Raw genomic sequence first — 25,126 nt, forward strand, 5'->3', positions numbered from 1 at the left:
TCCGGCAAGACCGCCCCTGACGTTCCAGCAGCCCACTACACTCCCGGCGATGCCTGTGACCAGGCAAGATAGCGAAACGCTGCTGGAGTACTAGGTCTTCGTCTTACGCGAGCGATCCCTCACCAACCGGCGGACCCGATCCCTCACCAACCAACGAACATGCCGTCCCGCAGTCGGCCCGGCCCGGGACGTCGCGGGTCAGACCTCGAGGTACGCGACGACGACCACGGTCCGCAGAGCGGTCACCCAGTACAGGAGCCGTACGCGCTCGACTTCGTCGGCGTACTCGCGCAGCTGGGGGCCGGCGGCGCTGCCGGGGATCGGATCGCCGATCTCGGGGTCGACGGAGACGACGACCAAGGCCCGGTCCAAAGCGTGGATCTCCGCCTCGCTGGTGATGTTCTCCAGCTGCTTGGCGGCGGAGTCGGAGAACGCGATCCGAGCGCGGCGGGGGCCGTGCTGCGGGGGCATCAGGCGACGGCCGGGCGCTGGGCGGCGAGGCGGGCGAGGTGGGCCTCGCGCAGCTCCTCCCACGGGGTGCACTGCTCGGGGTCGGGCAAGCCGTTGGTGGCGATGTCCTCCAGGACGGCGGCGAACCGGTCGGCGTCGGCGCGGGTCTTGGCCGCGTACGCACGGACCGCATCGGCGGCCGCGGGCTCCAGCTTCCGGGCGGCGGTGTCGGCGGGGGCCGGCTGTTCGCTCATCGAGGGCTCCAGGGCGCGTAACTAGCGGGTCTCACCACGGTATCGCCGGGCAAGCGGGGCGGGGACTGCTCCGGCCGAATTGGGCATCGGTTGCACTCCGTAGCCGCGCCCGGAGGGGTGTCATGCTGATCGGCGCGAGGCCGGAAAACGGGGGTCAGCCCCGTGATTGCGGGACCGGTGGGCAGCGTGACACCCCAGTGTGACAGCCGGATCAAGGGGCGCGTGACACAGGAGCGTGACAGCGTGACAGTCACCGTCGGTGATCAGTGCGCGGGGTGGGCGGCGACTATCCATTGCCACCGAACTTTGACTGCGTGCCACCGAATCTTGATCGATGAAGGGGAATGAGAACGCGGACCGCCGTCAACAGGTTCGAGCTGTCACCTCGGTAGCAGCTGAAGGGAGGGAGACGCCAGTGCGATTTCCAGCGAAGACCACGAAGCGTGACCTGTAGTTACTGAAACGCTTCAGACGCAGGTGAGGCCCTGGAGTCGACGGCGCCGGAAGCCGCGCAACTTGTTGACCGTGGTCGAGTACGGCCATCCATTCCACAGCGCCGCCCGATGCGGTGTCCGGAGGTAAGCGCAGCGTCAGGTGAAGTTCACCGGGGATGACGGCTGCCGTCAGGGGCGGAGGTGCCGCTGGTACCTGGGTAGGAGCCACGCTGCTTGGAGGGGTCGCTTTGCGCTGAGCGAGCAGTGCGGCACGGATGCGGCTGGCCTTTTGTCGGGCGTGGTGCTGCGCCGCGTCCTGTTCGATCAACGCGTAGTTCTCGCAGTACAACTCCTCGTACAGGGCGTCAACCATCGACAGTCGCTCTGGCCCGAGTTCAAACCATTCGCCGCGGAGGCGCTGCCGGGCGAAAATGCGGTGCAGTGCTTTTTCGAGGCCCGGTCCAGCCTCAGCCCACCACAGGATCTCCAAAGGCAGCGGGCAGCCTACTTGGATCTCTGACAGGCGACGTTCTAGGCGGCCTGTGGTGTAACCGATCTTGACCTTCAGCGCGTCGGCCGTCCCGATCGCGTAGACGTACATCGAGTCGTACGGGGGCCCCAGGTACGTGCCTGTCGCCGGGTCTATCTCGTAAATATCCACTCTCACCTCTCCGGTCGGCACCGTAGCGCGCAGCGGTGACATCCATGGCCGCTTCGCTGTCACAAACTGACGTTGGTCAAGGTTCAGTGGCAACCGGTCAACGTCCGATGACACAGGACAGCGAGGTCAGTGGCCCTCGGTGCGGGCGTGGGTGAGGAACGCGGCGAGCGCGCCGGCGGCTTCGGGTTCGGCGGTGGCGAGCCGGGCCGCGAACACCAGCTCGTCGACGTGGGCGCCGGGTACCAGGCGGGCGAGTTCGGTGAGCAGCGCGGCGTGGGCCAGCGACCGGCGGGGTGAGAAGGCCGGGGGCTTCCTCGCGGGCGGCGGGGTCGCGGTAGTGCCCGCGGTGGGCGGCGAGGGCGTGAGCGAGCCAGGCGTCGACGTCGGCCGGGACGTACCCGCCGGCTCGCCGGGTGAGCTCGTCTCGGGCAGCTTCGTCGCCTTCGGCCGGCTCGGCCTGGTCCAGGGTGCCGAGGTCGCGCAGCGCCTGGAGCTCGTCGGCGCGGGCCGCGATCCGGGCCGCTTCGCGCAGCTCGGCTTGCCGGGCGGCGGCGGCCTCGGCGTCGGCGGCGAGCTCGGCCTGGACGACGTCGTCGGTGTCCGGGACGTAGACGGTGCCCGAGGGCGCGTCGGCGAGCAGCTGGGCCAGGCGCTCCCACTCTGCGAGCTCCGCCCGGCCGCGGACGTCGTCGGCCAGGTCCTCGAACCGGGAGTTCTGCCGCGCGTCGAAGCGGGTGTCCTCGAGGGCCGCCGTGACGGCGCCGGCGTCCATCCCCTTCGCCCGGCGCCGTACGACGCGCCGTCCGATGCGGGCCGGGTCGACCGGCTCGCGCGGCGCGGCTACGCGCGGGACGGTCGATCGGCGGGCGGTGCGCCAGGGAGAGGTCATCGACAGCCTCGTATTCGTGGTGGAGAATCGGGGCGGGCCGCCGCCAGAGCCCTGTACGGCGGCCCGTGGACATGAGCCGAAGCTCAGGAGTTGTCACCAGCAGGACCGGCTGAGCTGGCGAATGAGGACGGTCGAGGCAGCCTGGTTGTCACACACGAGGCATCCGACTTGTCACAGACGCTCACTCAGCAGTCTTTCTGTCACCAGAAACGAAGATCGGGAGCCTGAGGTTCTCCACGGCGCTTCCATGAGCTCATGGCCGCTACACACGCCGGGTCGGGAAGGGTAGTCGACGCAGCTGACACCGGGTCCGTCTGGTCGCATCAGTGCGGCTGGGAGGACCTATTCGTGCCGACGGACGTCGACGCGGGCAGGTCCGGTCTGGATCTCGACGACGGCTGGACGCGACGGTGGACGGTCTCGTGGCGGGCAGGCGAGGACGATGCGTTTTGCTCGGTGCACGACCTCGTACAGGAGCCGGTGCTCACGAGCGACCCGATGCGGCACTTCACCTGGCGCCGGGACCAGCGGCACCGTCCTGGCCTGCAGTTCCTGACCAGCACCGGCCGGCACCACGGCGCGGAGAGCCTGGAGGAGAGCCGGGTGCTGCTGGCCCTGGACTTCGCTGGCGACGTGGTCGACGTCGTCTCGCAGCCGCTGAAGATCTCCTTCGCCACCTGCGGGAAGCGCCGCGCCCACACCCCTGACTACCTCGCGGTGACCCGCCGCGGCGTCTGGCTGATCGACGTACGCCCCGAGCCCCTGATCAAGGAGTCGGACCGGGAGTCGTTCGCCGCGGCCGCCGAGGTCGCCGTCGCCTGCGGCTGGCGCTACGCGGTGGCCGCCCGCTGGCGCGAGCACGCCTTCGCCGGGCTCGACGCGATGGCGTCGCAGCGTCGGCTGAGCTCCGACCCGCTGGGGCTGCGGCCGGTGCTGCTCGCCGAGGCCGCGGGCGGGCGAAGGTTCGGCGAGCTCGCGGCGGCGACGGGCTGCGAGCCGGTCGCCCGGGCCCAGCTGCTGCACCTGCTGTGGTCGAGGCAGTTGGGCGTCGACCTGGCCGGCCCGCTTCAGGACGGCTCGCTCGTGCTGTCCGCCGAGGAGGCGGGCCGGTGACCGCGGCGGCGGTGCTGACCTTTCCCCCGGCGCCGGGCTGGTGCTGGACGGGACGGAGTGGACGGTCGAGCGCCGCGAACCGCACTTGGGCCGAGTGCAGTTGGTGAAGGACGACGGCACCCGCGAGCGGATGACCTTCAGGTTCCTGGCCAACCATCCGCAGTGCCGGCCGTCGTCGCGGACGTCGTCGGCGGGGGCCGACCGGGGCCGCCAGCGCAAGGCGTCCGAGGACCTGAAGACGGGCCGGTTGGAGCTGACCGAGCTGCGGATGGCCCACCTGCTGGAAGTGGCGACCGGGTTCCGCTCGGGCGACCCGTTCCACCCGGGCCCGGGCGAGCCGAAGCCTGAGTACGACCCGGCGACGACGACGCTCACCGAGCGCCGGCACGCGAAGGTGGCGGAGCTCGCGGCCCTGGATCCGCAGCACGCGAGGCTGCTGGGGCTGGGCTCGGTCGGCTACCGGACGCTGATCCGTTGGGAGAACGCCCGCCGCCGGTTCGGTCTGGTCGGCTGCGCGGACGACCGCTGGCTGCGCCGCAGCGGCGGAACCCGCACGGTTTCCGAGGAGGTGCGGGAGGCGGTCCTGGCGGTCCGCGAGGAGACACAGCGGATGGCGAAGGTGTCGATGCGGACCAAGGACCGCATGATCCGCCAGTACGTACGCGAGGAGTTCGGGCCCGAGACGAAGGTGCCCAGCTACGACACCCTGCGCCGGCTCTGGCAGGAGTGGTTCGGCCCCGGCGGCGCCCGGCAGCGCTACGCGCGCTCGGCCGATCTGCCGGAGTCGGATGGGCACGTCCTGGTGCACCGGCCGGGCCAGGTCGTCGCGCTGGACACCACGGTGCTGCCGGTCATGGTCCGCGAGCACGTCTTCGGCGATCCGGTGAAGATGCACCTCACCCTGGCCCTGGACGTCTGCACGCACTCGCTGGTCGCCTTCCGACTGACGCTGGTCTCCGACACCTCGGTGGACGTCGCGATGGTGCTGCGGGACGTGACGATGCCGCTGCCGATGCGGGCGGACTGGGGCGAGGACCTGGAATGGCCCTACCCCGGCCTGCCCGCGGCCGTGGTGGCCGAGTTCGCCGGGCACGCGGTGGCCGGCCTGCCGTTCTTCACCCCGGAGACGGTGACCACCGACCACGGATCGGTCTACCGCAACCACCACCTGGTCGAGGTCGAGCGGGTGCTCGGCTGCCAGGTCCTGCCCGCGCGGGTGCTGCGGCCGACCGACAAGGCCGCCGTCGAGCGGGCGTTCGGCGTGATCCGGCAGCTGCTCTTCGAGCACCTGGTGGGCTACACCGGCGTCGACGTCGCCGACCGCGGGGCCGACCCGGCCGCGGACGCGGTGCTGACGGCCGACCAGCTCGAGCACCTGATCGCCACCTGGATCGTCGCCGTCTGGCAAAAGCGCAAGCTGGGCGAGTACGCCCCGGCCTGGGATCCGGACGGCTCGCACAGCCCGAACTCGCTGTTCGCGGCGTCGTTCGCGCAGACCGGCTTCGCGATGGACATCCCCTCCCCGGAGCTGTTCTACGAGCTGCTGCCCGCCCACTACGTCCGCATCGACAAGCGCCGCGGGGTGAAGATCCGCGGACTTTGGTACGACGACCCGGACGCCTTGCGGGACTACCGCGGCGAGCTGTCGACGCGGGGCGGCAAGCACAAGGGCAAGTGGCTCATCCGCCGCGACCCGCGGGACCGGCGCCAGGTGTTCTTCCAGGACCCGATCAGCCATGCCTGGCACCCTCTGCCCTGGACGGGCATGCCCCGGGCCGGGCAGATGCCGGCCTTCGGGGACGCGCGGGCCAGCGCCCTGCTCGCGAAGGCCGCGACGGCCAGGCTGAAGCCGAAGTCGGACACCGAACTGCTGCCGGTGCTGCTGGAGCTGATCGGCTCGCACATCCCGGTCAGCAAGTGGCCGACCCAGCTGAAGAAGTCCCAGCGCACCGAGCACGCCCGCGAGACGCACCAGGCCAGGGTCGCGCAGGCCGACCGGCCGAAGAGCACGCCCGCGCCAGCCTTACCACCCGCCCCCGCTCCCGCTCCCGCTGGGGAGGAGACGGCGACGGTGCTGAGCTGGCCGGGCCGGGCCCACCAGACGCAGGAAGCGGTCGCGGGGGAACGGCGCCGGCGGCGGGAGGCCGTCCTGCCAGCACCCGTCCCGCCGCCCGAGCTGGGCCACAGCTTCCGAGCCCGCAGCGTGTTCGTCCTGCCCGAGGACGACTTGGAGGAGGACCGTGGTGGACCAGACGACGCCGGATGAGCACGCGGTCGTCCCGTTCCTGCGGGCCGGCCCGCCGCCGGACCGCACCCGCTGGGAGGGCTGGCAGCAGTGGCGCAAGATCCGCGGCACTTTCGTGCCCGCACCGCGGCTCACACTGGCGGACTACCAGAGCCTGAGCCCGCGGCGGCGGGCTCTGCACGACCTGCACCGCACCGCGACGCACGTCAACATGCGGCTGCAGGAGACCCCGATGAGCGCGCGGGTCGCGAACCTGATGCGCGGCCGGCTGCAGAACAACGCGGTGAAGTTCATGCCCGGCACCCGCGACGGCCTGATGGTCAACGGCGGCGGGTTCCAGGGCAAGACCGAGACCGCCTGCGACGCGGCCGCGTCCTTCGAGGACGTCTGGCGCGAGGTCCACCACCAGCTGCTGCCCGGCCCCACCCCCGGCACCCGGGATGTGTTCGTGCCCGTCGCCTACTGCCGCCTGCCGGTCCGCGCGACACCCAAGGGACTCTGCAAGGCGATCTTGAACGTCTACGGTAACCCGCACCCCGGAACGCTGGACGACCTGGTCAGAGCGGTGCGGGACGCGATCCGGGACCATCACACCACCGCCCTGCTGATCGACGACATCACCCGGCTCCGGCTCCACCGCGAGGACGACCAGGACACCCTTGACCTGATCCGGGAGCTGATGGACCTCAACGTCACCCTGATCCTGATCGGCGTGGACATCCCCGGCTCCGGACTCCTGCGCGGCGCCTACGTCGACCAGCGCACCGGACAGTGGGTCTTCCCCGACAACGGGCGGGTCGGGCGGCACAGCACCGCGGCTGCCACGCAGACCGGCCGCCGGTTCGACATGGTCGATCTCGACCCGTTCGACTACTCCACCCCGGCCGGCATCACCGCCTTCCTCGACCACCTCGCCGGTATCGAGGACCAGCTGCGGCTCCTGCGGTCCTTCGAGGGCATGCTGACCAGCGGCGAGATGCCCGAGTACCTCTTCGGCCGCACCCGCGGCGTCGTCGGCCTGTTGCGGAGGCTGATCGAGGACGGCTGCACCGAAGCGATCCTCACCGGCGAAGAACGGCTCACCCCCGAGTTGCTCGCGAAGACCACGATCCACCTCGGCAACCTGGATGACCTCGACCCCGGGGCCGGCGAAGTCCCCGACATCCCGACGAACACCGCTCCGCCCACGAAACCCCGCCGCCGGCGCGGACGCAACACGGTCCTCGACGACCGTGGGAACAGGCCGGCCGCAGGTGACTGACAGGACCATGAGCCACGGGCGGCGGCCCTTCGGACTCAGCCTCGACCCACTGAAGGGCGAGTCCCTGACCGGTTTCGCCCTGCGTCTGGCCCACCGCCTGCACATCTCGCCCCACGAGCTTGCCCGGCAGACCGGCCTGACCGAACAGGACCGGCTCGGGCGGGCCCGCGCGTCACTCTCGACGCGGCTGACCCCCGCCGAGATCAAGAACTTCGCCGCCACCACCCGCCTGGACCCCCGCGAGGTCCGCGCGATGACGCTAGAGCCCCTCGCCCCCCGCTACCCGCCGGCTGCCCGCAGCGTCACCAACGTCCGGGTTGGCAAGGTCTACTCCATGCACACGGACGGATGGTTGTTCGCCACCACCGCCCGCTACTGCCCCCACTGCCTCGCCGGCGACGGCTCCGACATCCAGAACGCCCACGGCGGACCCTGGCAGATACTCTGGCGCCTTCCCGTCGTCTTCGCCTGCCCGCTCCACAAGGTATTCCTGGAACACCTCTGTCCTCACTGCCACAAGCCGGTCAACTCCAACACCAAGGCCCAGTTGTTTCCCCGCCCAGCCGCCACCGGAATCCACCCCGCTCACTGCCGGACCTCCACCGACATCCGGGACATCCCTGCCGGTCGCCACGGCGCCCCCTGCGGGGCACCGCTCACGCACGACCCACTCCACCACCACCGGCCCGGCCCCGCCCTGCTCGCGCTCCAGCACAAGATCCTCGGCCTTCTCCAACCAGGCCGGCCGAGACGGCCGGCACAGCAGTACTTCACCGAGCTCATCCTGCTCGCCGGGCTGGTCATGATCTCCTGGCCGCGCATCCAGGCGGTCGGCACCACCCGCCATCTCGCTGCGGCCGTCAGCCGGCACCTGGCCATCCACGAAGGCGCCGACGCCCGCCCCTACCGCTCCAACGCGGCACCCGTCGATGCGCTCGCCTGCGCCGGCGTCCTCCAGGTCACCGATCGCATCCTGACCGCCGGCGACCTGCGCGAAGCACTCTCCTCCCTCGCCCCCGAGGAGAACCGGACCCGCAGCGGAATCCCGCCCACGCGACACCTGATCTGGGACAACAGCTTCAAGAAGCAACGCAGCGCGTGCTCCGAACGCTTCCAGCTCGCCGCCGACACGATCGTTCCCACCTTCCGGCGCACCGGCAAAGGCGGGCTCCGTCTCCCCTCCATCGGCATCGGACTGCGACCCGAACACGTCCCGGCCTGCCTGCCTGAAGACCTGGCCGAACGCCACCTCGGCTTCCTCTCGGACATCGCCCCTAAGATGCGCCGACGCGCAGCCTCGGTCTTCCTGGTCCGGCGCACACGCGGCGGCGCCCTCGACGAAGCCGCCCACTTTCTCGGGATCAACCCCGAGAACAAAAGGCTCGGCTACACACAGCTGCTGAACCGCCGCCTCCGCACCACCGGCAGAGCCCGGGACTTCGAGCGAGCACTCGACGCCATCACCGACGAACTCCTCACAGGCCCCGCCATCGACTTCCAACACCGACGCGAGGCCCTCGCCACCTGGACGCTCGAACCCGAGAACTGGCAGCACATACTCAGCCGACTCCCGGACCTCACCAGCCACCGAAAGCCTCTCAGCGGCGACCGCAGGCGCATGGCCGTCAGCGCCTACATCTGGACCCGCGTCACCGAAGGCGAACCCGACTTCGCCCCCTGCCCGCCTCACATCGCCCCCGACCCAGAACTGCGCGCCGTCTGGACGCGGGAGCGACACAACGTGTTCCACTGGCTCCGCACAACTGACCACCAGCCCTACTACGGCGCCCTCAAGCCACTGCTCGAAGACCACGCCGAGCAACTGGCCAAGGCGATCGACAACCACCCATAACGCCTGCCCCGCCGGACTGAGACGCCGTTCAACTACGCCCGGCTGCGGGAGATCGACTCTGCACGACGGTCGGGGACGGTTGCGTTCATGGAGGAGGGAAGCTGCGGAGCTGATCACCAAGAACGATCACCGTAGCAATCGGAGCTACGCGGAAAACCTTCTTAGCTACGCAAGATTCCGTAACTACTACGCCGGAAACATCTCTTCCTACGCAACGCCGCAGTTCGACGCTACGCAACAATCCGGGACTTGACGGACCGACTGTCCGCAGTAGTACTGTCATCTCTCGTACCTGACGATCCGTCGGCCCATCAGGGGCCCTGCGTCAGCGTGCACAGGGGAGGGACACAGCCATGCCCAAGATCCACATTCCCGTGATCGCCTACACTCAGGGCGGCCGACAGATGATGACCACCGCCATGGGCGCCGTTGACCTCGTCCGCATGGTCGCCGAACCGCAGCCCTGGGACCAGAAGGCCAGCACCCATGGCAACCGCCCCCGCGACGCCCACCACGTCAAGGGCATCCGCGAGTACCTGGAGAACGAGGAACACTTCGTCCTCGGCGCCGTCGTGCTGTACCTCACCAGCGAGGAAGCCGAGTTCACGTCCGTTCCGATGGCCGGCATCACCACCGAGGCCGACGTGGTCAAGCCCGGCTACCTCTCCATCGATATCGGCTCCAAGTTTGACATCGGCGATGGCCAGCACCGCAGCAACGCCTACGACCAGATTGTCAACGAGTCCGACCCCGAGTCGGAGGTCATTCACCGCCTCAAGCACTCCGGCCAACCGCTCATCGTCGTCATCGAGGACGACATGAAGCGCCGCGCGCAGGACTTCGCCGACCTCCAGCGCAATGTCAAGGCGCCGTCGACCTCCATGGGCCAGTCCATGGACCGGCGCCAGCCCATCAACCGCGAGCTGTCCGACCTCTTCGAGACGATCCCGCTGTTCGACGACCGCGTCGAATACTTCAAGGACAACCCCGGCAAGCTCTCCGCCAAGCTCTTCTCCTTCAAGACGATCCGCTACGTCTCCGGCCTGCTCCTGGTCGGCAACGGCTACCGGTCTCCGGCGACCATGGACAAGGCCGTGAACGCCTGCTTCGAGGGCGAGGGCGCCGAGTCCGCCCGTGCGAAGCTCACCGAGTTCTGGACCTCGCTCGGCGAGATGGTGCGGTTCGCCGACGTCATCAGTGGTGACATCAAGGCGCCCGAGCTGCGTGAGGCCACCTACCTGACCTCCGCCGGCGTCCTGTACGCCATCGCGTTCGCCGTCCACAGCACTACCAACGAGCACGGCCTCAGCATCGCGGACGCCGTCAACGCCATCGACCAGGTCAGCTTCGACCGCACCAAAAAGGAGAAGGGGATCACTGAGGACGACACCATCTTCGCGGGCAACCTGGTCGACCCGGACACCGGCAAGCTCGTCGCTGGCCGTACTGCCTGGGAGACTGCCGCCTCGAAGCTCGCCGAGGTCATCCTCGGCGACAACAGCTAACCCACCCCACATGAGGAAACCCTGCCCCGCAGCGCGGGATGCAGGGTTTCCTCATACCCCGACCCGAGCAGAAAGGAACCAGCTGCAGGAACGCCACGCCACGCCAGACACCTGCCCCGACTGCGGCAACCCTCACCGTCGACCGACGGAACTGAGGCTGGATGCTCGTCGAGAAGAAGCCCCTTCTCCCTGGCCGATGGGAATCCACCAGGGCTACCGCACCGGCCCGGCCCCTCGAAAGGCCGCGCGCCGAGGGCGAAAACCACGACTCAGTGAGAATCCGACAACTCGGATGAGACTGGGATCCGCCAACTGCACTGAGGAAGGACAACGCTGGTCGGTGACAACCAGCCTGCCTATGTGACAACTACCGTGCTTCGGCTCAGTGAGTGAGCCGAAGCGCAGAAGTTGTCACCGGCGAAGTCGGCTGAGCTGGTGGGTAGAGTTGGACGAGGCAGCCTGGTTGTCACCAACGAGGCATTCGACCTGTCACAAGTACTTGTTCGGCAGCCCTTCTGTCACGGAGAAACGATGGTCGTCCATCCGGTGGCGGCCACTACCTCCCATGCGATGTCGACGATGAGCCGCCCGTCCGTCGCTACTCGCACAGTGTCTTCAGGGGCCCGTTGATCCAGGAGTCGTGCCTTGCGGACACTCCCTTCCAGCTCCTGTTCCAGCTCTGAGCCGCGTTCCCGGCCCACCAGCCGCTCGCGGGCGGTGGCATCCGAGGCGGTGAGCAGGACTCGTGTGATCCGTACTCCACCCCCCATGGCACGTTCAAACATGCCCGCTGCCTCCGGCAGCACGCTCAAGGTGTTCGTGTAGATGAGGCGCCGGTATCCGCGCTGGGTGAAGTTTGCCCACACGGCAGTCAGGTTGCTCTCGGTGATCTCTGCGCGGTGCGGGTCTCCCTCTGGTGCAGGATGCACCTGCCCCATGAAGTCACCATCGATGATCGCGTGAGCGACTGCCTTGGAGCGCAGCAGCGCCGAGACTTCCCACCCTACCGTCGTCTTGCCGACACCAGCTCGTCCTCCGATGAGCAGTACTTCTGCGTGATCCATACGGGCAGCCTGCCAGCGGGCGACCACCTCAGGCGAGGCAATATCGGACCGTGGGTGACAACAAGCCTGCCTATGTGACAACTATCGTGCTTCGCCTCAGGACATGGTTTATAGCAGGATTAGACTTTCGCGGAGTCAGAACCGGAATTCTATGGACTGGACGTCTGTGAAATCTGCTCGCAGGCCATCGGCGCGGGTGCCCCAGTCGGTGAAATACGACTCGGTGATGGCCGCCGCGACGAGCGGATGCAGCTCCTCCTCCGTCGCACCGGCCTCCTGGAGTTCGAGGATCTGCTTCGCGTAGGTGGGCGAGATCGCCGTGGTGATGGTGCGCTCGCGGCCGTCGTCCGAGCTGCCTGTGCAGGTGAATCCGAAGTGCGCCGTCACGTCCACCATCATGCCGTTGGAGGCGGCTGCCTGCTCGCGTGCCTGTGCCCTGACCTGCGGTTGCCACTCGGATTCCGTCTCCTCCACCAGAGCAGCCTGGAGGCGCTTCTGGGGCTTCTTCAGCTTCCCAGCGCGATAGCGCTCGATCGTGCGAGTCGAGGTGCCTACGCGCTCCGCCAGGGCCTTGGCCGACCCCTTCACTCGCGTGAGGAGGAATTTCACCTGTGCATTCGCGGATTTCGGCGCGGGCCGGGTGAACACCTTCCGCTCCGCCCGCGCGAGGGCTTCCAGGACCTTGCCGCGGCGCGGGGCCGGCTGCTGCTGCTCGTGATCGCTCATGCGACAAGTCGGCCATCGCAGCCCTGTGGACAGAGGCCGTCGTCCGCGCAGGTCGCGCCGATCGTCGGCGTCCCGGCGCTCGTCCGTACCGTGGGAGTCGTGACGACGTCCTCCGCCTCCGAGCCTGGTGCCCGCGCCCATCCGGGTGCTGCTGCCCGGGGACCAGGAGGTCGTCGCTCACCTGTGGTCCCGGCGCCAGACGCCCGACGGCTGGAGGTACGAGGTCGGCCTACCGGCATTCCGAAACGGCCCCGGGGACACGGTGGAGCCCGCCGAGTACCGGGTCTGGGTGCGCGCTCCGGACCACGTGCGGCCCGTGGACGGCGTCTCGTACGACGCCGTCCCACCGAGTACCTGCCGAAGCCGTCCGTCGTGGATCAGGTCCTCGGGCCGCGCCGTGCGTCGGGCTGGGTGCTGGCGAAGGCCGGCGGCCGCGGTCCCGGCCGGGGTGGTGTCGTGCACGCCGTGGGCTGCGAAGAGGTGCCGGCCGGGGCGCCGGTGCTGACGCTTGAGCGGGCCCTGGACGCAGCCGAGCAGCCTGGAGTGCGGCTGTGCTCGCTGTGCGGCGCGGCCGCCGAGCTGGATCCCGTCCTCCAGGGCTTCCACCACGGTTTCGAAGAGACCTGAGCGGCAGGTCAGCGGCGGGCGACGGTGTAGCCGGCGTCGTTGACAGCGCGGGTCCACACGTCGCGGTCGAACCACTTGGTGATGTTGGGCTGCAGCTCGGTGATCGTGCGCATCCGAGCTTCCCAGTCGTGTCCGGCCGGGCCGCGGCTGCCGTCGCAGCCGGTGCAGCCGTCTGCACCGTGGATGTGGCCGGCCATCCAGGCGTTGACGGCGACGTTGATAATGACCGCGTACAGGTCGCCGCCGGTCTGGGCCAGGGATTCCGGCACCCCGGCGAGGACCAGGGCGAGCTCGGGGGTGTCGATCGGCGGCATCGGGGCCTGCCCGACGCCCTTCTCGCTGCTGCTCTCCCCGTAGGAGGCCTGGCTCTGCGCGAGGCGGTCGGCGAGGGCGGCGGCGTCGAAGTACCGCCAGGCGGGGCGCGTCTGGATCCCGAGCCGTTCGGCCACGGTGCTGATGTTCTTCTCGATCGTGTCCTCGACCGTCGCCGGCGCGAGCGTCACCCCTCGGTGGGCCAGCTCCGTTAGCGTCTGGGCAACGGCTTCCTTGAACGCCTTCGTGTTACGACTGCATCGTAAGCGCGCTGGAACAGCCGCCGGACGGCTTCACTCGCATCGGCCCCGCAGGAACGCGCAGCGCAGGGGGAGTTGTCAGTGGCTGCTGCCACCATCCGGTCATGCCTCTCGTCACCCGGGAGCGAGCGCGCTCCCTCTTCGCGGACCTGACGCACACCGCCGCGGTCCCGCTGGATCCCGACGTGCTTCTTCACATGCCACGCCTGCGGCAGCACGGGCACGTCTTCTTCGGTGACATAGCGGTGCGCTGCTACAAGCACAAGGCGCGCTGGATGTACGACGAGCGGGACGTGCGTGCCGCCGGCCAGGCGCTGGCGGACCTGCACGTGGACCTAGGCGACGTCGTCGACGTGCAGCTACCCGCGTACCGCGACATCTCGGAGCGCGATCCGGAAGAGTGGCACCGGCCCGACTGGCGGCGCACGCTGATGTCGTGGATGGTCGAGCGGGCCCGCTTCAAGCTGGTGCAGGAGAACCGTCCCTATGAGGAGTGGGGCGACTGGAGGGCCATCGGCGGCAACGGGCTGCCCGGGGGCCTGACGTGGGAGGAGTTCGTCGCCTACAGCAGCCAGGCCCGGCACCTGCAGAACATCGCCGGCACCCGGCCCCTCCAACTGCTGGCCTGGAACGGTGAGACCTGGCTCCTGCCGCGGGCCTACACCGAGTTCCTGGACCGCTGGGAACAGCGGGAGGGCGAGCTGGTCGACCAGGCCCGGCTGTGCCGCTGCGGAGCCCAGGGGCCGTACTTGGGCGACTGGAGGAGGAACACCCGCACCGGGTACGTCACCCTGTGCCCGCCGTGTGCCGGGGAGTCCAGCCAGCTGTACACCGGCCACCTGCGGGGCGTGCTCTACGACGCTCACCGCCGGCGCGGTACCCGGGCAGACGACTACCTGTGCCGACTGTGCAAGCAGAGCCCGGCCGCGGCGTGGGACCACTGCCACGAGCACGGCTACGTCCGCGGCCCGCTGTGCGGCAGCTGCAACACCCGCGAAGGAACAGGCCTCCCCTACCTCTTCCTCCGCCTCGAAGGCGCGGCGCTGCATCTCCTGGAATGCCGCGGCTGCCTCGAACAACGGACCTTGCCGCGCCGGTTCCACACCGCCGTCGTCCGCGCGCACCTGGAGCAGACCGAACGGCACGGGCGCTGCCCGCGCGAGCCGTACGCCCGCGAGGTGGAGCACGCCCACGGCGTGCGCCGGTTCGAGCTGGAGTGCAGCGGATGGCACGCCAGCCGGTGGACGAAAGACGTGACAGCGCCCGAGACGGCCGCGCTCGTGCAGGCCTTCGTCGACGCGGCCCTCGCCGCACGGGAAGGCCGGCCTTCTCCCGGCCCGGCCACGGCAGCGGGGTAACCGGCACCCGGCGCCGTCGTTGTACACGGCATCGCGTGCATCACCATCCGACCCCCGCGGATACGCGAACGAAACTCAGACCAACTCGGTCCGGGTGTAACTGACCGTTTGAGTTGGCCAACCGTGTGCTCACCTCGGGAAGAGCATGGCTGTAGTCGATGCCGTGACGCCACCGGACTCCTGCACCGCCTGTCAGCGACGCGCGGTTGACATCTCAGGCGTTGCCGCCCTGTGGCCACAGCACCTCGAACTCGGCGACCTGTTCAGAAGTGAGCTGGCTGGGGCCCAAGACCCTCACCAGCGTGGTGTCCCAGGGGCGCTTTCCGCTGTGGTTCGGAGTGAGCATCACGCCGACGCTGCACAGCGACTCCGGCCGACCGGTGCGTTCGCCGACTTGGTGGTGGCGCAGCATGACGTAGCTGCCGAACGACGCTTCCACGTACTTGTCGAATCGTGTCGCGCAGACGAAGAGCATCTGCCGGTCGCTGGACGCCTCTTGGTGGAGCTGACGGCGTGAGCGCCACATGACCTGGCCATCAGGAGCTTGCTCGACATCGTCGAGCATGTCGAGGAGCAGTTGGCCCCATTCCTCGCGCATGCCCACCGGGAGGCGGTCAAGATCAGCGAGCACTGTGAGCCGGTCGCTCTCGGAGATCGCGTCGCGCAGCATGCTGGTGGCCACGTCTTCGAGCACGTACCGGATGACCAGATGGGCATTGGTCTGGCCGGCCCCCGCCGGGACCTGGGGAAGTAGAGGCGTAGAGAACCGGCGACCGCCCGGTCCGACGAGTTCGGTGTCGATGTCCACTGGCGGTGCGGCAGCGTCAGCCGCCGCGAGTTCGTAGTACCGCACCGGCTCGTCGCCAAGTGCGATGGGCGGCTCTCCGGCCACCCGGAACAGGTAATCCAGCACCGCAGTGGTGGAGCGTAGCTGGTCAAAGAGGAAGTCCCAGTCCCGGCGGGTCAGGGTCAACGCGGGCATGCCGATCGGCTCGAACGTGGGCACCATCGCGTCCGGAATCTGGTCGTGGTCGAGTAGGGACACGGCCATCCACTCGTACGCATCCCCGGCCACGGACAGGGTGGTGCCTCTCCCGTTGACCATTTCGGACGCCTGGAGGCGCAGCATACGCACGGTCCCTTTGGCCTGGCTCATCGCCTTTTTGGTCACCTTCTGGATCCAGGCTCGCTCCTCCGCGTCGCCCTTCGGCTTTACGGTGCGGCTCTTGATCTGGACGACCGCGCCGCGTGTGCCACTGAGCAGCAGCCGGTCGCCCAGCTCCCGCTGCCCGGAGCCCTTGCGGGTGAGCGAGGATTGGAACACAAAGTCGGGCAGACCCCAGGTAGCAGCTGCTGTATGCGCGGCCTCCTCGGCACCGATACCCGGTTCCACATCGGCAGGCAAGGGCATGGCTGGGGGTATTCGGCGTACGTGCGTTCCGGCAGGGGTCTCCACGATCAAGCTGACAGAGTCGCTACCGATGTCGGCGAAATGCCATAGGGCATCAGATACGGTCACAGCACCTATTAGACGCCTTTCAGCCATCCAAGTACCCATGTTTTCAGCGTTTGTCGTCAGGCCTGCCCTTCCTACCGACCGGCAGACGGAGCCACTACTCGACGCACACGCCGAGCAGCTCAGCCACAACATCGACACGGGACACTCAGACGGCAAACTCGCACGCTCACTGGCCAACTGAAGCGCTCAGTCACACCGGGGCTCACGGGCTGTTCGGGGCGCGGCTGCTAGAGCTCGAACTCGAGGTGCTCGATGTCCGTGAACCGGACCTCCTCCAGGGAGCCGGCGCGGCGGCCACCGTCCTGGAAGTACACCTCCTTGAGCGCTTCGGCGGCGATCTCCTGGAGGCGGGCGTCGCTGGCCCCCTGCTCCTGGGCGTCGAAGAGGCGGGCGGCGTAGATCGGGGGCAGGGCGACGGTCAGGTGCCGGATGCGGTCCTGGTCCGTCGACCCGATGGGCGCGGTGTAGCCCATGCGGGCGCGGGTGTCGATGACGATGCCGCCCGTGCTCGCTGCCTTCGCCTTGGCCTTGGCCCGGATCTGGGGCTGCCAGCGCTTCTTCACCTCACGCTCCAGGCGCGCGGCGAGGTCCAGGCGGGGCTTCTTGATCTGGTCCTTCACGTACCGCTCGACGGTGCGCTGGGAGACCCGCAGCATCTGGGCGACTGCCTTCGTGCCCTTGAGTTGCTTGACCAGGTACCGCATCTGCGCGCCCGCGCTCTTGGGCGCCGGGCGCGTGAACGCCTTCTGCACCGCGGCCTCCAGGCCGTCCCCGAACAGGCTCATCGCCGCCTTCTCCTACTCTCCGTTGTCGACGTCGGTGACGGTGCCGTCCTTGATGTACCGGGCGAGGTTGAGCTCCGGCGCGTCGAACCGCTCCCGGACTTCCTCGCCCCACAGCACGGACTGGGTGCCCTCCCACTTGACCAGGCCGGGGTTGATGCCGAGCTTGAAGCCGCCGGGCAGCGGCTTGCCCTCCCGGTAGGGCAGGAACTCCAGCGGCGAGGGGCCGCCTGCGGCGTACACGACGCAGTCCGAAAGGATCGCGATCGGGTACTGCCCGGTGAACGCCGCGTGCTTGACGATCTTGCGGTGCAGGTTGATGCGGGTGCGGGAGATGACCGCCGCCCGGATGTCCGGCCGCCACGTCGGACGGGACAGGGCACGCCACGGCTGGCCCGGCCGCCAGCCCTCGCCGCGGGGCCGTTCGCGGAACTTGCCCAGGCCGCCCTTGACCGTGGCCTTGATCGCCGAGACGACGATCGCCAGCTCCGGGTCCCGGTCCTTGTAGCCGTCCATCGCGGCGAGGAAGTCGGCCGGAGCGAGGTCGGCGTCAACGCCGAGGTCGGCCATCGTGGCGAGATAGGCGTCACGGAGCCGCTGGTACCAGCCGTCCAGGTAGCGGCCGTTCTCGTAGCGGACCCACGCCTCGGTCGGGCGCACCTCGTAGCCGAGCTCCACCGCGTACGCCACGGTGGGCGTTGCGTACCAGGCCGGCCTGTTCGGGCCCTCGCCTTTCGGCGTGAACGGAGAGGGCAGCAGCGAGCCGTCCAGCTCCACCCACTCCTTGCCGACCTTCACACGGGACAGGTCGACGTGGGACAGGTCCACCAGCCACGAGCCGGGCAGCTTCGGGTCGAATACCGGGGCCTTGACGTGCGTCGCCTCACCGAGACCGACGTTCAGCCCGTTCGCGCCGGCGGCGAAGGCCATGTTGACGTCGATGCCGACCAGGTGGCGCAGGGTGCACTCAGCGTCCGTCATCGGCCGCGCCCAGTCGTACGCCTCCTCGAACAGCTTCTCCTCCGGGCCACGCACGTGGAACCGCGGCACGTCCTTGAGGACGGGGTGGCCGTCGGGGACCTCGCAGGGCGGCCAGTTCATCGGGTCGATGGCGTCCTTGCCGAGCGAGCCGGGGTTGTGCTCGGAGTGCCGCTTGCCGTCGGCGTCCGGCTCAGAGGCGCGCGTCGGCGGGTGCAGGGCGGTCATCAGCTCCAGACCAGTCACTGCGGTGGAGCCGCGCGGTGTCATCACGCGAGAGGCGTACACGCTCAGGACGCGGGCGAGTTCCGCCGGCGGGAGCTGCCCGGCCTCGCCCCAGTGCCGGGTGTCCAGCGCGTTCCAGGAGGGGATGCACAGCTGGACGCAGGCCCGCTCCGAGCCGGTAGCGGGGCGGTAGATTCGCGCCCACGGACCGAACCCGCGCTTGGTCAGCTTCCACTGCGCGCGCGCGAGCTGCTTGATGACCTTGTGGCCCTCCGGGATCCGCCCGGCGTGCTTCTCCTCCTCCGTGAGCGTGACGGGAAGGCCGTAGCGCTCCAGCGCGGCCTCGGTAAGCACGATCAGCGGGTCGGCGTCCTTGCCCGGCCCGGCGAGCTTCGGCTGACCGAGCTTCGCCTCACGCAGCGTCCAGTCGACCAGCGCCGGGATGCTCTTGGCGGGCACGTCCAGGACCAGGCCGCCGGTGCAGTACGCCAACACCCGCCCGTCTTCGACATCGACGACCGCCAACGGGCCGTTCTCGAACCGCTGGTCGGCGCCCACCGGGGTGCCGCCCGTGGCCGCCTTCTTCGCACCCGGGCGGCGCGACGCCGACGACGTCCTGGTGGTGCGCGCCGGACGGGACGCGGCCGCCGGAGCAGTGGCGACGGAAACAGGGGCAGGGGCCTGGGTGTTCTCGGTTACCGTCGTGTCTGCAGCGTCGGCCGCCTGGCCTGTGGACGGAGTCTGCGCTTTCGCCAGGGCGGGCGTGGCGGTGGACGCGGCCGACACCGCGGCATCCTGAACCGGCGCGGCAGCGACCTCGGCAGGGTAGAGCTCCGCGAGCTTGTCCAGCAGCCGGGCGTAGGCATCGCGCTCGGGCGGGCGGGGCTCTGTCTTGCCGGACTCCCAGCCGGACACCGTGGCCCGGCGCACCCTCAGCGCGGTGGCCACTTCGTCGATCGTCAGACCGTGCGCGGCACGCAGCCGCTTGCGCTCCGCCGGCGGCGGCAGCACGGCGCGAGACGCGAGCAGCGCATCGACCGCGTCGAACAACTCGGACATGGAACACCTCCCGACCGACACACTACCCGATGCAACGTACAAAGCGCGTACGTTTGACATACATATGGCGTACGTACTACGTTCGGGGAAGAGGGAATGGTTGCCGCGCGCGCCAGCAAAGGGCACGACGTACTGGCCCGCGTGAGCAGCACCCGGGCGCTGCTCACGCGGGCCTTGTAATGCAACGGGGTCAGATAGCGGTGAGGAAGAGCGAGGACAAGGATGCGCGGCATCGGGTAGTCGGCGGCGAGGTGCGCGACGACCAGCGGAACAGCGATGCGAACATGCCCCATGGGGACGCTTCCGGTGGAGGGCTGCCGCCCCCGCCCGCCCCGCGGTCAGCGCTCGTAGTGGAAGTGGACGCTGGACCGTTCCGCCTGTGACGCCGGTGCGGTCACCGCCGACGCTGGTCGTGGAGTTGGTTACCGGAGTCGTACATCGTGGTGGTGACCTGCGCGGCCTCTCTAGAAGGCGGAACCTAGCTGTGCGACTCGGTCAACCCGTCCAGCCGGTGATCATGCAGTCACGGCAGGGTCCACCCACCGCGGCCTGAGCCCCGGCACGTCCAGGCGGCGCGGCGCGACGGCCTACGCGCCGAACGACGAGCAAGGTCGGCGGTCCGGCGAGGGCGAATGGATGCGGGCCTGATACCCGCGTCCGCAGGGCCGCCGTGAGGTCGTCCTCCGGCACGTCCGGGGCCGCCTCCAGAGCGTGCGGGTTGATGCCAAGGACAGTGAGGACGCGCAGGTCATCCGGCGTGACCGACTCCTGATCACTCGTGTCTCGTGCCACTGGATCCTGACCGTTTGCCATCGGACTTTGACGGACGCGAGTTTGTGTCATCGAGCCTTGATCACCGCCGGTCAGCGAATCGGCGCACCGAGAAGGCGCGCTGATTCGCTGACCGGCACTTAAGCACAGTTCCTCATAAACGTGCAGGTCAGAGCGCTGCCATCGTCGTGCAGGCCGCTCGATTTGTGGGGACGGAGGGGTCAGGAAGGCTTGACCGCCGAGACCGGGGTGACGGTCACCTTGTTGTCGCACTCGGCCCACACCCCGTCGTTCAGGGCGGCCCGGTGCTTCCCGGAATGCGGCAGCCCGATGACCATCGCCGGATACGTCACCGGGTCCTTGCCCGACACACAGTAGCCGTCGGCCTCCCCCTGGACCTGGACGAAGGTCAGCTTCACCCACGCCTTGCCGTGCGGCCGGACCGACACGGTGGCCGCCCTGCCAGTGCGGGTCACCTTGAGCGGGGTGTTACGGGCGGGGGAGCCGTTGCCGGCGCCTGCGACCGTCGGATGGCCCTTCAGGATGCACGTCCTCCGGGAGACGTTGGTGAACTGCACGACCGCCGCCCCGGTCCCGGTCCCGACGGGCCGGTGGACGGCCTGCCAGGCGCTCACCCGGAGGGCGGAGGCCAGGCAGGCGGGCGGCGGAGTGGAGGTGGTGGTGCTCGCCGCCATGGCGGTGCCGGGCAGGATGCCGGTCACCGCCGCCGCGACGGCCGTGACCGCCATCGTCGCCAGAGCCGTCCTGCGAATGCCGTTGCTGCGACGCATGCTGTCGTCCCCCTGAGTCGTCTCGTCCGCGGGTTTCGGTCGACGCCTTGCCCCGCGGTACGCGTGGTCGCGTGGTACGTGAGTGCAGACAGGGCGGGAGAGCGCCAGGGTTCCGTTCGGCGACTACTTGTGACGGAACGGTGACGACATGCCGCACCCATGCAGACCGCCGCCAGGGCAGACAGAAGCACCTCCAGCGCGCCACGGATTTCACCACGCCCCGGCGCGCACCGAAGGTGCAGAAGAGCTTGCACCGACAGGCCTTCCCAGGCCTCCGCAGCCGGCGCAGCTCTTCGTGCTCGGCCGTCGTCAGCTCTCCCGGCGCCCCCGCCCACGGTCGATCGCATCCTGCTACTCACTCAAATTTGTGGCCGCCCAGGTATGCAGCCACCCGCACTTTCGGACCCCGTCTCTCGAAGAACGTGAGAACGGCCTCGTGGCCGCAGTCCTCTCCGGCCGGTCGCTGGTCGCCATGCTTCTGGCCCTCTACCACACGGCAAGCGCCCCCCTGCCCACGTCCGACGGCGAGGACCCCGAGGAGCTGATCGCCTACGCCAACTGGTCCATGGCCTCCCCGGTCTACTACGCAACCGCCCGGGTCCTCAGCAATGCCTACTCCGAAGAAGGAGATCCCGTCGTGGTGACCATCGACAACCGGGTATGCGCCCAAGCGTGACAGCGCCGGACGAGCGCTCTCGAACGGGTAAGACGGAAGCCTCGCGGTTGCTCGGTGGTGCGACGGCCTGGTGCGCGGCGAGCGCCTGACGGCGGCGGCCGCGGCTTTCGGCGCGATTCGGGGCACGGGAGAGGCACCTGGCTGCGGGATCCGCACCGTGCGGACTGCCTCAGCGCCGACCGGGCCGGACGACGCCGACGCGAGGCGCAGGCCTCGCTACCGGGCGCCATCGGCTCCGGTGCGGCCACGGGAGGAGGCCGTCGGGACGATAGGAGTGCCGCGCGCGGGGTGGCCCAGCAATTCAGCAGCCGCTGGTACGCCATAAGGCGCGGTGACTTCGGATCCAGGCGGCCGTTCTCTGCTCGCCGCCACGGTCACTGGCCTCGCCGCACTCCTCCGCGCGAGGCTCCTGCTGCGCCACCTGAAGCCAATAGCAATCGGCGACTTGTTCAGCGACATGTATAAAAGGTCAGCCTGTTTATTGCAGGGTCAACTTCTCCGTCTCTGGCCGAATCTATGCGGATCTGAACATAAATGCGGTGCGCTCTGCGAACCAACCGTGCTTGCATGCGACAACGTGACGAGGACGCACAGGTGTTGACGCACGCTCCTCGTCAAAAGCGATTGACACAGGGGGCAGCTCGTCATGAGAAAGATCCTTCCGGTTTCGGCTACGCTCCTGGCCACTGCAGCGCTTTTCATCGGCACGTCCCCGGCAGCGCACGCCATGCCGGGCCCGACTATGCCGGACCCATTCGACTTCAGGGTCCACTGCACGTCGACTGACATCGACGGGCGCAAGATCGTCACACGGTTCGGGAACTCGGAACTCGGCTGGAAGCACTTCACTCACCGGCACAACATCAAGAAGTGTTCCATCCTCAATGCAGCCCTCAAGGACAAGGTTGACCGCAAGGACGGCCACGGACGCCTGGAGTACGACGGCGTTGCGATCAGGACCGGTGGCCGTCCGGCGCAGGTTAGGTTTGTGGTGATCGTTCAGTACACGCGCAAGACCAAGGACAAGCGGTTCGACGCCGGACGGGGGCAGACGATCGGTGTCGTCAATGCCTTCTGCCGCAACCAGCCAAACAACAAGTGCCCCGCTTGGATGAACCAGTGACTGATCCCGAAGACAGGGAGCAGCAGGCGGCTGTCAGCCGCCTGCTGCTGTACTACCTCAATGCGCCCATCGCCGAGGGCTGCCGTCTGCGTGGCGTGCTGCCCATCCCGGGGGCCGTCCGGATTGCCGTCCAGTCAGGCGATGGCGAGGACGCTGTCACCTTTTTGTACGAGATCCCGCACGACACCGTGGCCCCCTACTACATCCCCGGCATCCTGCGCACCGTCCTGGCCGGCACCCAGTTCTACAGCTCCGGCGACATCAGCGAAGCCATGGGGATGACCATCATCCGTCTGCGGCCTCAAGAGATCACGCCGGAACCAGAGACCGAAGAAGGCCAGGCACTCACCGTCCTGCGCGCGCTGACAGACCCCGGCGACGATGAGAACCCCTTCCTCCTCGGGTTCCTGTCGCTGGAGCACCACAGGCTTCGCCTGTACGTGCAACGCCCCGACAGGCCGGGCGTCATCGGCGTCGACATCCGCCTCACCACTACCCCTACCGCGTTGATCAGCTCCCTGCCGACCCTCATCGAAGAGGAGCAGTATCAACACCCGTCTCCCGACGATCCCCACTGCGATCTGCTGGTGGACCTCACAAACTGGCAGATCAGCTAAGCTACGTCGAGCCAGCCGGCCGGGGGTAGCTCCGGCCGGCATCGTCGGCTGCGGGGCCGTGGCGGGGCCCGCCTTCACGGGCGCGGGCGCTAGGACTCGAACGGTGCGGACGTTCGCACCCTGCACCCGTGCGTCGGGGCGAGGTCCAAGCGGCCGGTGTCCGCGCCGAACGCCACGGCCGGGACGTGCCCGGCCTGTTTGGGCGCGGCTTCGGCGACGATGTCGTCGAACTGGGCGAGGACACTGCCGTCGGCGGCCGAGACGGCGAGTCCGCGCTCGGTCATCATCCTGCTGATCGCGGCGCCGAGACCGAGCGGCTCGCGGCCGTCCCGCCGTACGACCGTGCCGGTGCGCCACATCGGTTTGTCCTTCCGGGTGCCGCCGTTCTTCCTGGCTGCTTCTCGGGCCGCGATCAGGGCCTGGCGCGCGAGGTCGTCCCCGGACAGCTTTCCGCTGCTCATGCCTGCCCCCAGGTGAGGTGCCCGAGGATCAGGTTTTGGGTGCCGACAGGCGCTGGGCCTCGTCGACGAGCTGGTTGCTGAACAGGCGCCTGGCCGACCTTTCGCCGTACCGGTCAGGTGGTCGAACACGACGCCGTCGTCCTTACTGATCATTTCAGAATGAGTCTGGCTCACGGGCTTGGCAGTTGGGCTGGTAGGCGGCAGAGTTCTGCAAGTGTCGGATGATCTTGTGCCTGATGATCTGTGGGATCGTGTCGCTCCGCTGCTCCCGCCTCGTCCGCCGCGGCGTCGGCGGTACCCGGGTCGGCTGCCGGCGGATGACCGTGTGGCTTTGCGCGGGATCGTCTACGTGCTGCGCACGGGCGTGACCTGGGCGGACGTGCCGACCCAGACGATCGGCTGCAGTGGGGTGACGTGCTGGCGGCGCCTGCGGGACTGGACCGAGGCCGGCGTCTGGCCCCGCCTGCACCAGGTCCTCCTCACGGAACTGCGCAAGGCTGGACTGTTGGACATGGAGGACGCCGCGGTCGACGGCTCGCACGTCCGGGCCCTCAAAGGGGGGCTCACACCGGACCTTCGCCGGTCGACCGCGGCCGCCGGGGCAGCAAGCACCACCTGATCACCGACCGCCACGGCACACCTCTCGCCGTATCGCTGACCGGCGGAAACAGGCACGACGTCACCCAGCTCATGCCCCTGCTGGACACCATCCCCCGCATCCGCGGCCTGGTCGGCCGGCCCCGCCACCGGCCACGGCGATTGTTCGCCGACCGCGGCTACGACTACGACAAGTACCGCTCGCGGCATCACGCCGAAGATCGCCCGCAAGGGCACCACCCACGGATCCGGCCTGGGCAGGACCAGGTGGGTCGTCGAGCGGACCTTCGCCTGGCTCCACCAGTTCAAACGCCTGAGGATCCGCTACGAGATACGAGCCGACCTCCACCTCGGACTGCTCCAACTCGCCTGCAGCATCATCTGCTTGAGACGGCTCCGAACCTCATTCTGAAATGATCAGTTAGACCGTGTCCTATGTGGTGAGGCGTCGTTGGACTCAGCATGGGGCGGGATACGTGGAGTTGGATTGTTCCGGACGGGCTGTGGGAGATCGCG

General features: G+C 68.8%; 22 protein-coding genes and 2 pseudogenes. 13 read left to right on the forward strand and 11 right to left on the reverse strand.

Going from position 1 to position 25,126, the window contains the following annotated elements:
• Positions 1–198 precede the first annotated feature (198 nt).
• The 3 genes from ACZ4K2_RS35995 to ACZ4K2_RS36005 form a co-directional block, all read right to left on the reverse strand.
• Positions 199–471, reverse strand: coding sequence for a hypothetical protein (locus ACZ4K2_RS35995; protein WP_467480736.1), 273 nt, complete (start codon positions 469–471; stop codon positions 199–201).
• Positions 471–704, reverse strand: coding sequence for a hypothetical protein (locus tag ACZ4K2_RS36000; RefSeq protein ID WP_466208522.1), 234 nt, complete (start codon positions 702–704; stop codon positions 471–473). The genes ACZ4K2_RS35995 and ACZ4K2_RS36000 overlap by 1 nt, the downstream gene beginning before the upstream one ends.
• A 363-nt stretch (positions 705–1,067) precedes the next feature.
• Complete coding sequence (locus ACZ4K2_RS36005; RefSeq protein ID WP_467480738.1) at positions 1,068–1,799, reverse strand: GIY-YIG nuclease family protein; 732 nt, start codon at positions 1,797–1,799, stop codon at positions 1,068–1,070.
• A 147-nt stretch (positions 1,800–1,946) separates the two neighbouring features.
• Here ACZ4K2_RS36005 and ACZ4K2_RS36010 point away from each other — a divergent pair, with 147 nt between their 5' ends.
• The 7 genes from ACZ4K2_RS36010 to ACZ4K2_RS36040 all read left to right on the forward strand — a co-directional run bounded on the left by ACZ4K2_RS36010 (position 1,947) and on the right by ACZ4K2_RS36040 (position 10,664).
• Positions 1,947–2,096: a hypothetical protein gene (locus ACZ4K2_RS36010; protein ID WP_467480739.1), complete on the forward strand. Its 150-nt coding sequence runs from the start codon at positions 1,947–1,949 to the stop codon at positions 2,094–2,096.
• A complete protein-coding gene (locus tag ACZ4K2_RS36015; RefSeq protein ID WP_467480742.1) occupies positions 2,059–2,763 on the forward strand; it encodes a hypothetical protein in 705 nt (234 codons plus the stop codon). The genes ACZ4K2_RS36010 and ACZ4K2_RS36015 overlap by 38 nt, the downstream gene beginning before the upstream one ends.
• A 273-nt stretch (positions 2,764–3,036) precedes the next feature.
• A complete protein-coding gene (locus ACZ4K2_RS36020) occupies positions 3,037–3,801 on the forward strand; it encodes a TnsA-like heteromeric transposase endonuclease subunit (protein ID WP_467480744.1) in 765 nt (254 codons plus the stop codon).
• A 94-nt stretch (positions 3,802–3,895) separates the two neighbouring features.
• Positions 3,896–6,067, forward strand: coding sequence for a transposase (locus ACZ4K2_RS36025; protein ID WP_467770013.1), 2,172 nt, complete (start codon positions 3,896–3,898; stop codon positions 6,065–6,067).
• The gene (locus ACZ4K2_RS36030; protein ID WP_467480749.1) at positions 6,045–7,307 is read left to right on the forward strand and encodes an AAA family ATPase; all 1,263 of its coding nucleotides are present in this window, start codon (positions 6,045–6,047) and stop codon (positions 7,305–7,307) included. Before ACZ4K2_RS36025 ends, ACZ4K2_RS36030 begins: the two co-directional genes overlap by 23 nt.
• Positions 7,308–7,314: 7 nt before the next feature.
• Entirely contained in the window at positions 7,315–9,159 is a 1,845-nt protein-coding gene (locus ACZ4K2_RS36035; protein WP_467480751.1) for a TniQ family protein, read from the forward strand.
• Positions 9,160–9,512: 353 nt separating this feature from the next.
• Positions 9,513–10,664 (forward strand): DNA sulfur modification protein DndB, encoded by a 1,152-nt coding sequence (locus tag ACZ4K2_RS36040; protein ID WP_467480755.1) that lies wholly within the window; start codon positions 9,513–9,515, stop codon positions 10,662–10,664.
• A gap of 518 nt (positions 10,665–11,182) precedes the next feature.
• On the opposite strand, the gene ACZ4K2_RS36045 is transcribed toward ACZ4K2_RS36040, so the two are convergent.
• Positions 11,183–11,728, reverse strand: a complete 546-nt coding sequence (locus ACZ4K2_RS36045) for an AAA family ATPase (protein ID WP_467480757.1) — start codon at positions 11,726–11,728, stop codon at positions 11,183–11,185.
• A 135-nt stretch (positions 11,729–11,863) separates the two neighbouring features.
• A complete protein-coding gene (tpg, locus tag ACZ4K2_RS36050; protein WP_467480760.1) occupies positions 11,864–12,454 on the reverse strand; it encodes a telomere-protecting terminal protein Tpg in 591 nt (196 codons plus the stop codon).
• Between the two features lie 124 nt (positions 12,455–12,578).
• On the opposite strand from tpg (ACZ4K2_RS36050), the pseudogene ACZ4K2_RS36055 reads away from it, so the two are divergent.
• Positions 12,579–13,081, forward strand: a pseudogene (locus ACZ4K2_RS36055) (DUF6233 domain-containing protein).
• 8 nt (positions 13,082–13,089) lie between these two features.
• Here ACZ4K2_RS36055 and ACZ4K2_RS36060 read toward each other — a convergent pair.
• Positions 13,090–13,584, reverse strand: coding sequence for a hypothetical protein (locus tag ACZ4K2_RS36060; protein ID WP_467480762.1), 495 nt, complete (start codon positions 13,582–13,584; stop codon positions 13,090–13,092).
• A gap of 173 nt (positions 13,585–13,757) precedes the next feature.
• Between ACZ4K2_RS36060 and ACZ4K2_RS36065 the strand changes: the two genes are divergently transcribed.
• Positions 13,758–15,011, forward strand: a complete 1,254-nt coding sequence (locus tag ACZ4K2_RS36065; protein WP_467480764.1) for an endonuclease domain-containing protein — start codon at positions 13,758–13,760, stop codon at positions 15,009–15,011.
• A gap of 214 nt (positions 15,012–15,225) precedes the next feature.
• On the opposite strand, the gene ACZ4K2_RS36070 is transcribed toward ACZ4K2_RS36065, so the two are convergent.
• The 4 genes from ACZ4K2_RS36070 to ACZ4K2_RS36085 all read right to left on the reverse strand — a co-directional run bounded on the left by ACZ4K2_RS36070 (position 15,226) and on the right by ACZ4K2_RS36085 (position 21,136).
• On the reverse strand, positions 15,226–16,422 hold the full coding sequence (locus ACZ4K2_RS36070) for a hypothetical protein (protein WP_467480766.1): 1,197 nt from the start codon (positions 16,420–16,422) through the stop codon (positions 15,226–15,228).
• A 335-nt stretch (positions 16,423–16,757) separates the two neighbouring features.
• Positions 16,758–17,315 (reverse strand): telomere-protecting terminal protein Tpg, encoded by a 558-nt coding sequence (tpg, locus tag ACZ4K2_RS36075; RefSeq protein WP_467480769.1) that lies wholly within the window; start codon positions 17,313–17,315, stop codon positions 16,758–16,760.
• 12 nt (positions 17,316–17,327) lie between these two features.
• Positions 17,328–19,574, reverse strand: a complete 2,247-nt coding sequence (gene tap / locus ACZ4K2_RS36080; RefSeq protein ID WP_467480770.1) for a telomere-associated protein Tap — start codon at positions 19,572–19,574, stop codon at positions 17,328–17,330.
• A gap of 992 nt (positions 19,575–20,566) precedes the next feature.
• Entirely contained in the window at positions 20,567–21,136 is a 570-nt protein-coding gene (locus tag ACZ4K2_RS36085) for a DUF4232 domain-containing protein (RefSeq protein ID WP_467480772.1), read from the reverse strand.
• Positions 21,137–21,572: 436 nt separating this feature from the next.
• Here ACZ4K2_RS36085 and ACZ4K2_RS36090 point away from each other — a divergent pair, with 436 nt between their 5' ends.
• From ACZ4K2_RS36090 to ACZ4K2_RS36100, 3 genes are all read left to right on the forward strand, one after another.
• Positions 21,573–21,812, forward strand: a complete 240-nt coding sequence (locus ACZ4K2_RS36090) for a hypothetical protein (RefSeq protein ID WP_467480774.1) — start codon at positions 21,573–21,575, stop codon at positions 21,810–21,812.
• 646 nt (positions 21,813–22,458) lie between these two features.
• Positions 22,459–22,935 carry a hypothetical protein gene (locus ACZ4K2_RS36095; RefSeq protein ID WP_467480776.1) on the forward strand — a complete coding sequence of 159 codons (477 nt, stop codon included), beginning with the start codon at positions 22,459–22,461 and terminating at the stop codon, positions 22,933–22,935.
• Complete coding sequence (locus tag ACZ4K2_RS36100; RefSeq protein ID WP_467480778.1) at positions 22,932–23,552, forward strand: hypothetical protein; 621 nt, start codon at positions 22,932–22,934, stop codon at positions 23,550–23,552. The genes ACZ4K2_RS36095 and ACZ4K2_RS36100 overlap by 4 nt, the downstream gene beginning before the upstream one ends.
• Positions 23,553–23,641: 89 nt before the next feature.
• Here ACZ4K2_RS36100 and ACZ4K2_RS36105 read toward each other — a convergent pair whose 3' ends face one another.
• On the reverse strand, positions 23,642–24,013 hold the full coding sequence (locus ACZ4K2_RS36105; RefSeq protein WP_467480779.1) for a DciA family protein: 372 nt from the start codon (positions 24,011–24,013) through the stop codon (positions 23,642–23,644).
• Between the two features lie 214 nt (positions 24,014–24,227).
• Here ACZ4K2_RS36105 and ACZ4K2_RS36110 point away from each other — a divergent pair.
• Positions 24,228–25,022, forward strand: a pseudogene (locus tag ACZ4K2_RS36110) (IS5 family transposase).
• Positions 25,023–25,126 lie beyond the last annotated feature (104 nt).

Source organism: Streptomyces sp. NPDC025833, assembly GCF_055558055.1.

Excerpts from the sequence above, each read along its gene's own strand:
- ACZ4K2_RS36105 (WP_467480779.1), bottom strand. The coding sequence starts at position 24,013 with ATGAGCAGCGGAAAGCTGTCCGGGGACGACCTCGCGCGCCAGGCCCTG.
- ACZ4K2_RS36035 (WP_467480751.1), top strand. The coding sequence starts at position 7,315 with ATGAGCCACGGGCGGCGGCCCTTCGGACTCAGCCTCGACCCACTGAAG.
- ACZ4K2_RS36065 (WP_467480764.1), top strand. The coding sequence starts at position 13,758 with ATGCCTCTCGTCACCCGGGAGCGAGCGCGCTCCCTCTTCGCGGACCTG.
- ACZ4K2_RS36040 (WP_467480755.1), top strand. The coding sequence starts at position 9,513 with ATGCCCAAGATCCACATTCCCGTGATCGCCTACACTCAGGGCGGCCGA.
- ACZ4K2_RS36070 (WP_467480766.1), bottom strand. The coding sequence starts at position 16,422 with ATGCCCTTGCCTGCCGATGTGGAACCGGGTATCGGTGCCGAGGAGGCC.
- tap (WP_467480770.1), bottom strand. The coding sequence starts at position 19,574 with ATGTCCGAGTTGTTCGACGCGGTCGATGCGCTGCTCGCGTCTCGCGCC.
- tpg (WP_467480769.1), bottom strand. The coding sequence starts at position 17,315 with ATGAGCCTGTTCGGGGACGGCCTGGAGGCCGCGGTGCAGAAGGCGTTC.
- ACZ4K2_RS36000 (WP_466208522.1), bottom strand. The coding sequence starts at position 704 with ATGAGCGAACAGCCGGCCCCCGCCGACACCGCCGCCCGGAAGCTGGAG.
- ACZ4K2_RS36085 (WP_467480772.1), bottom strand. The coding sequence starts at position 21,136 with ATGCGTCGCAGCAACGGCATTCGCAGGACGGCTCTGGCGACGATGGCG.
- ACZ4K2_RS36095 (WP_467480776.1), top strand. The coding sequence starts at position 22,459 with ATGAGAAAGATCCTTCCGGTTTCGGCTACGCTCCTGGCCACTGCAGCG.
- ACZ4K2_RS35995 (WP_467480736.1), bottom strand. The coding sequence starts at position 471 with ATGCCCCCGCAGCACGGCCCCCGCCGCGCTCGGATCGCGTTCTCCGAC.
- ACZ4K2_RS36045 (WP_467480757.1), bottom strand. The coding sequence starts at position 11,728 with ATGGATCACGCAGAAGTACTGCTCATCGGAGGACGAGCTGGTGTCGGC.
- tpg (WP_467480760.1), bottom strand. The coding sequence starts at position 12,454 with ATGAGCGATCACGAGCAGCAGCAGCCGGCCCCGCGCCGCGGCAAGGTC.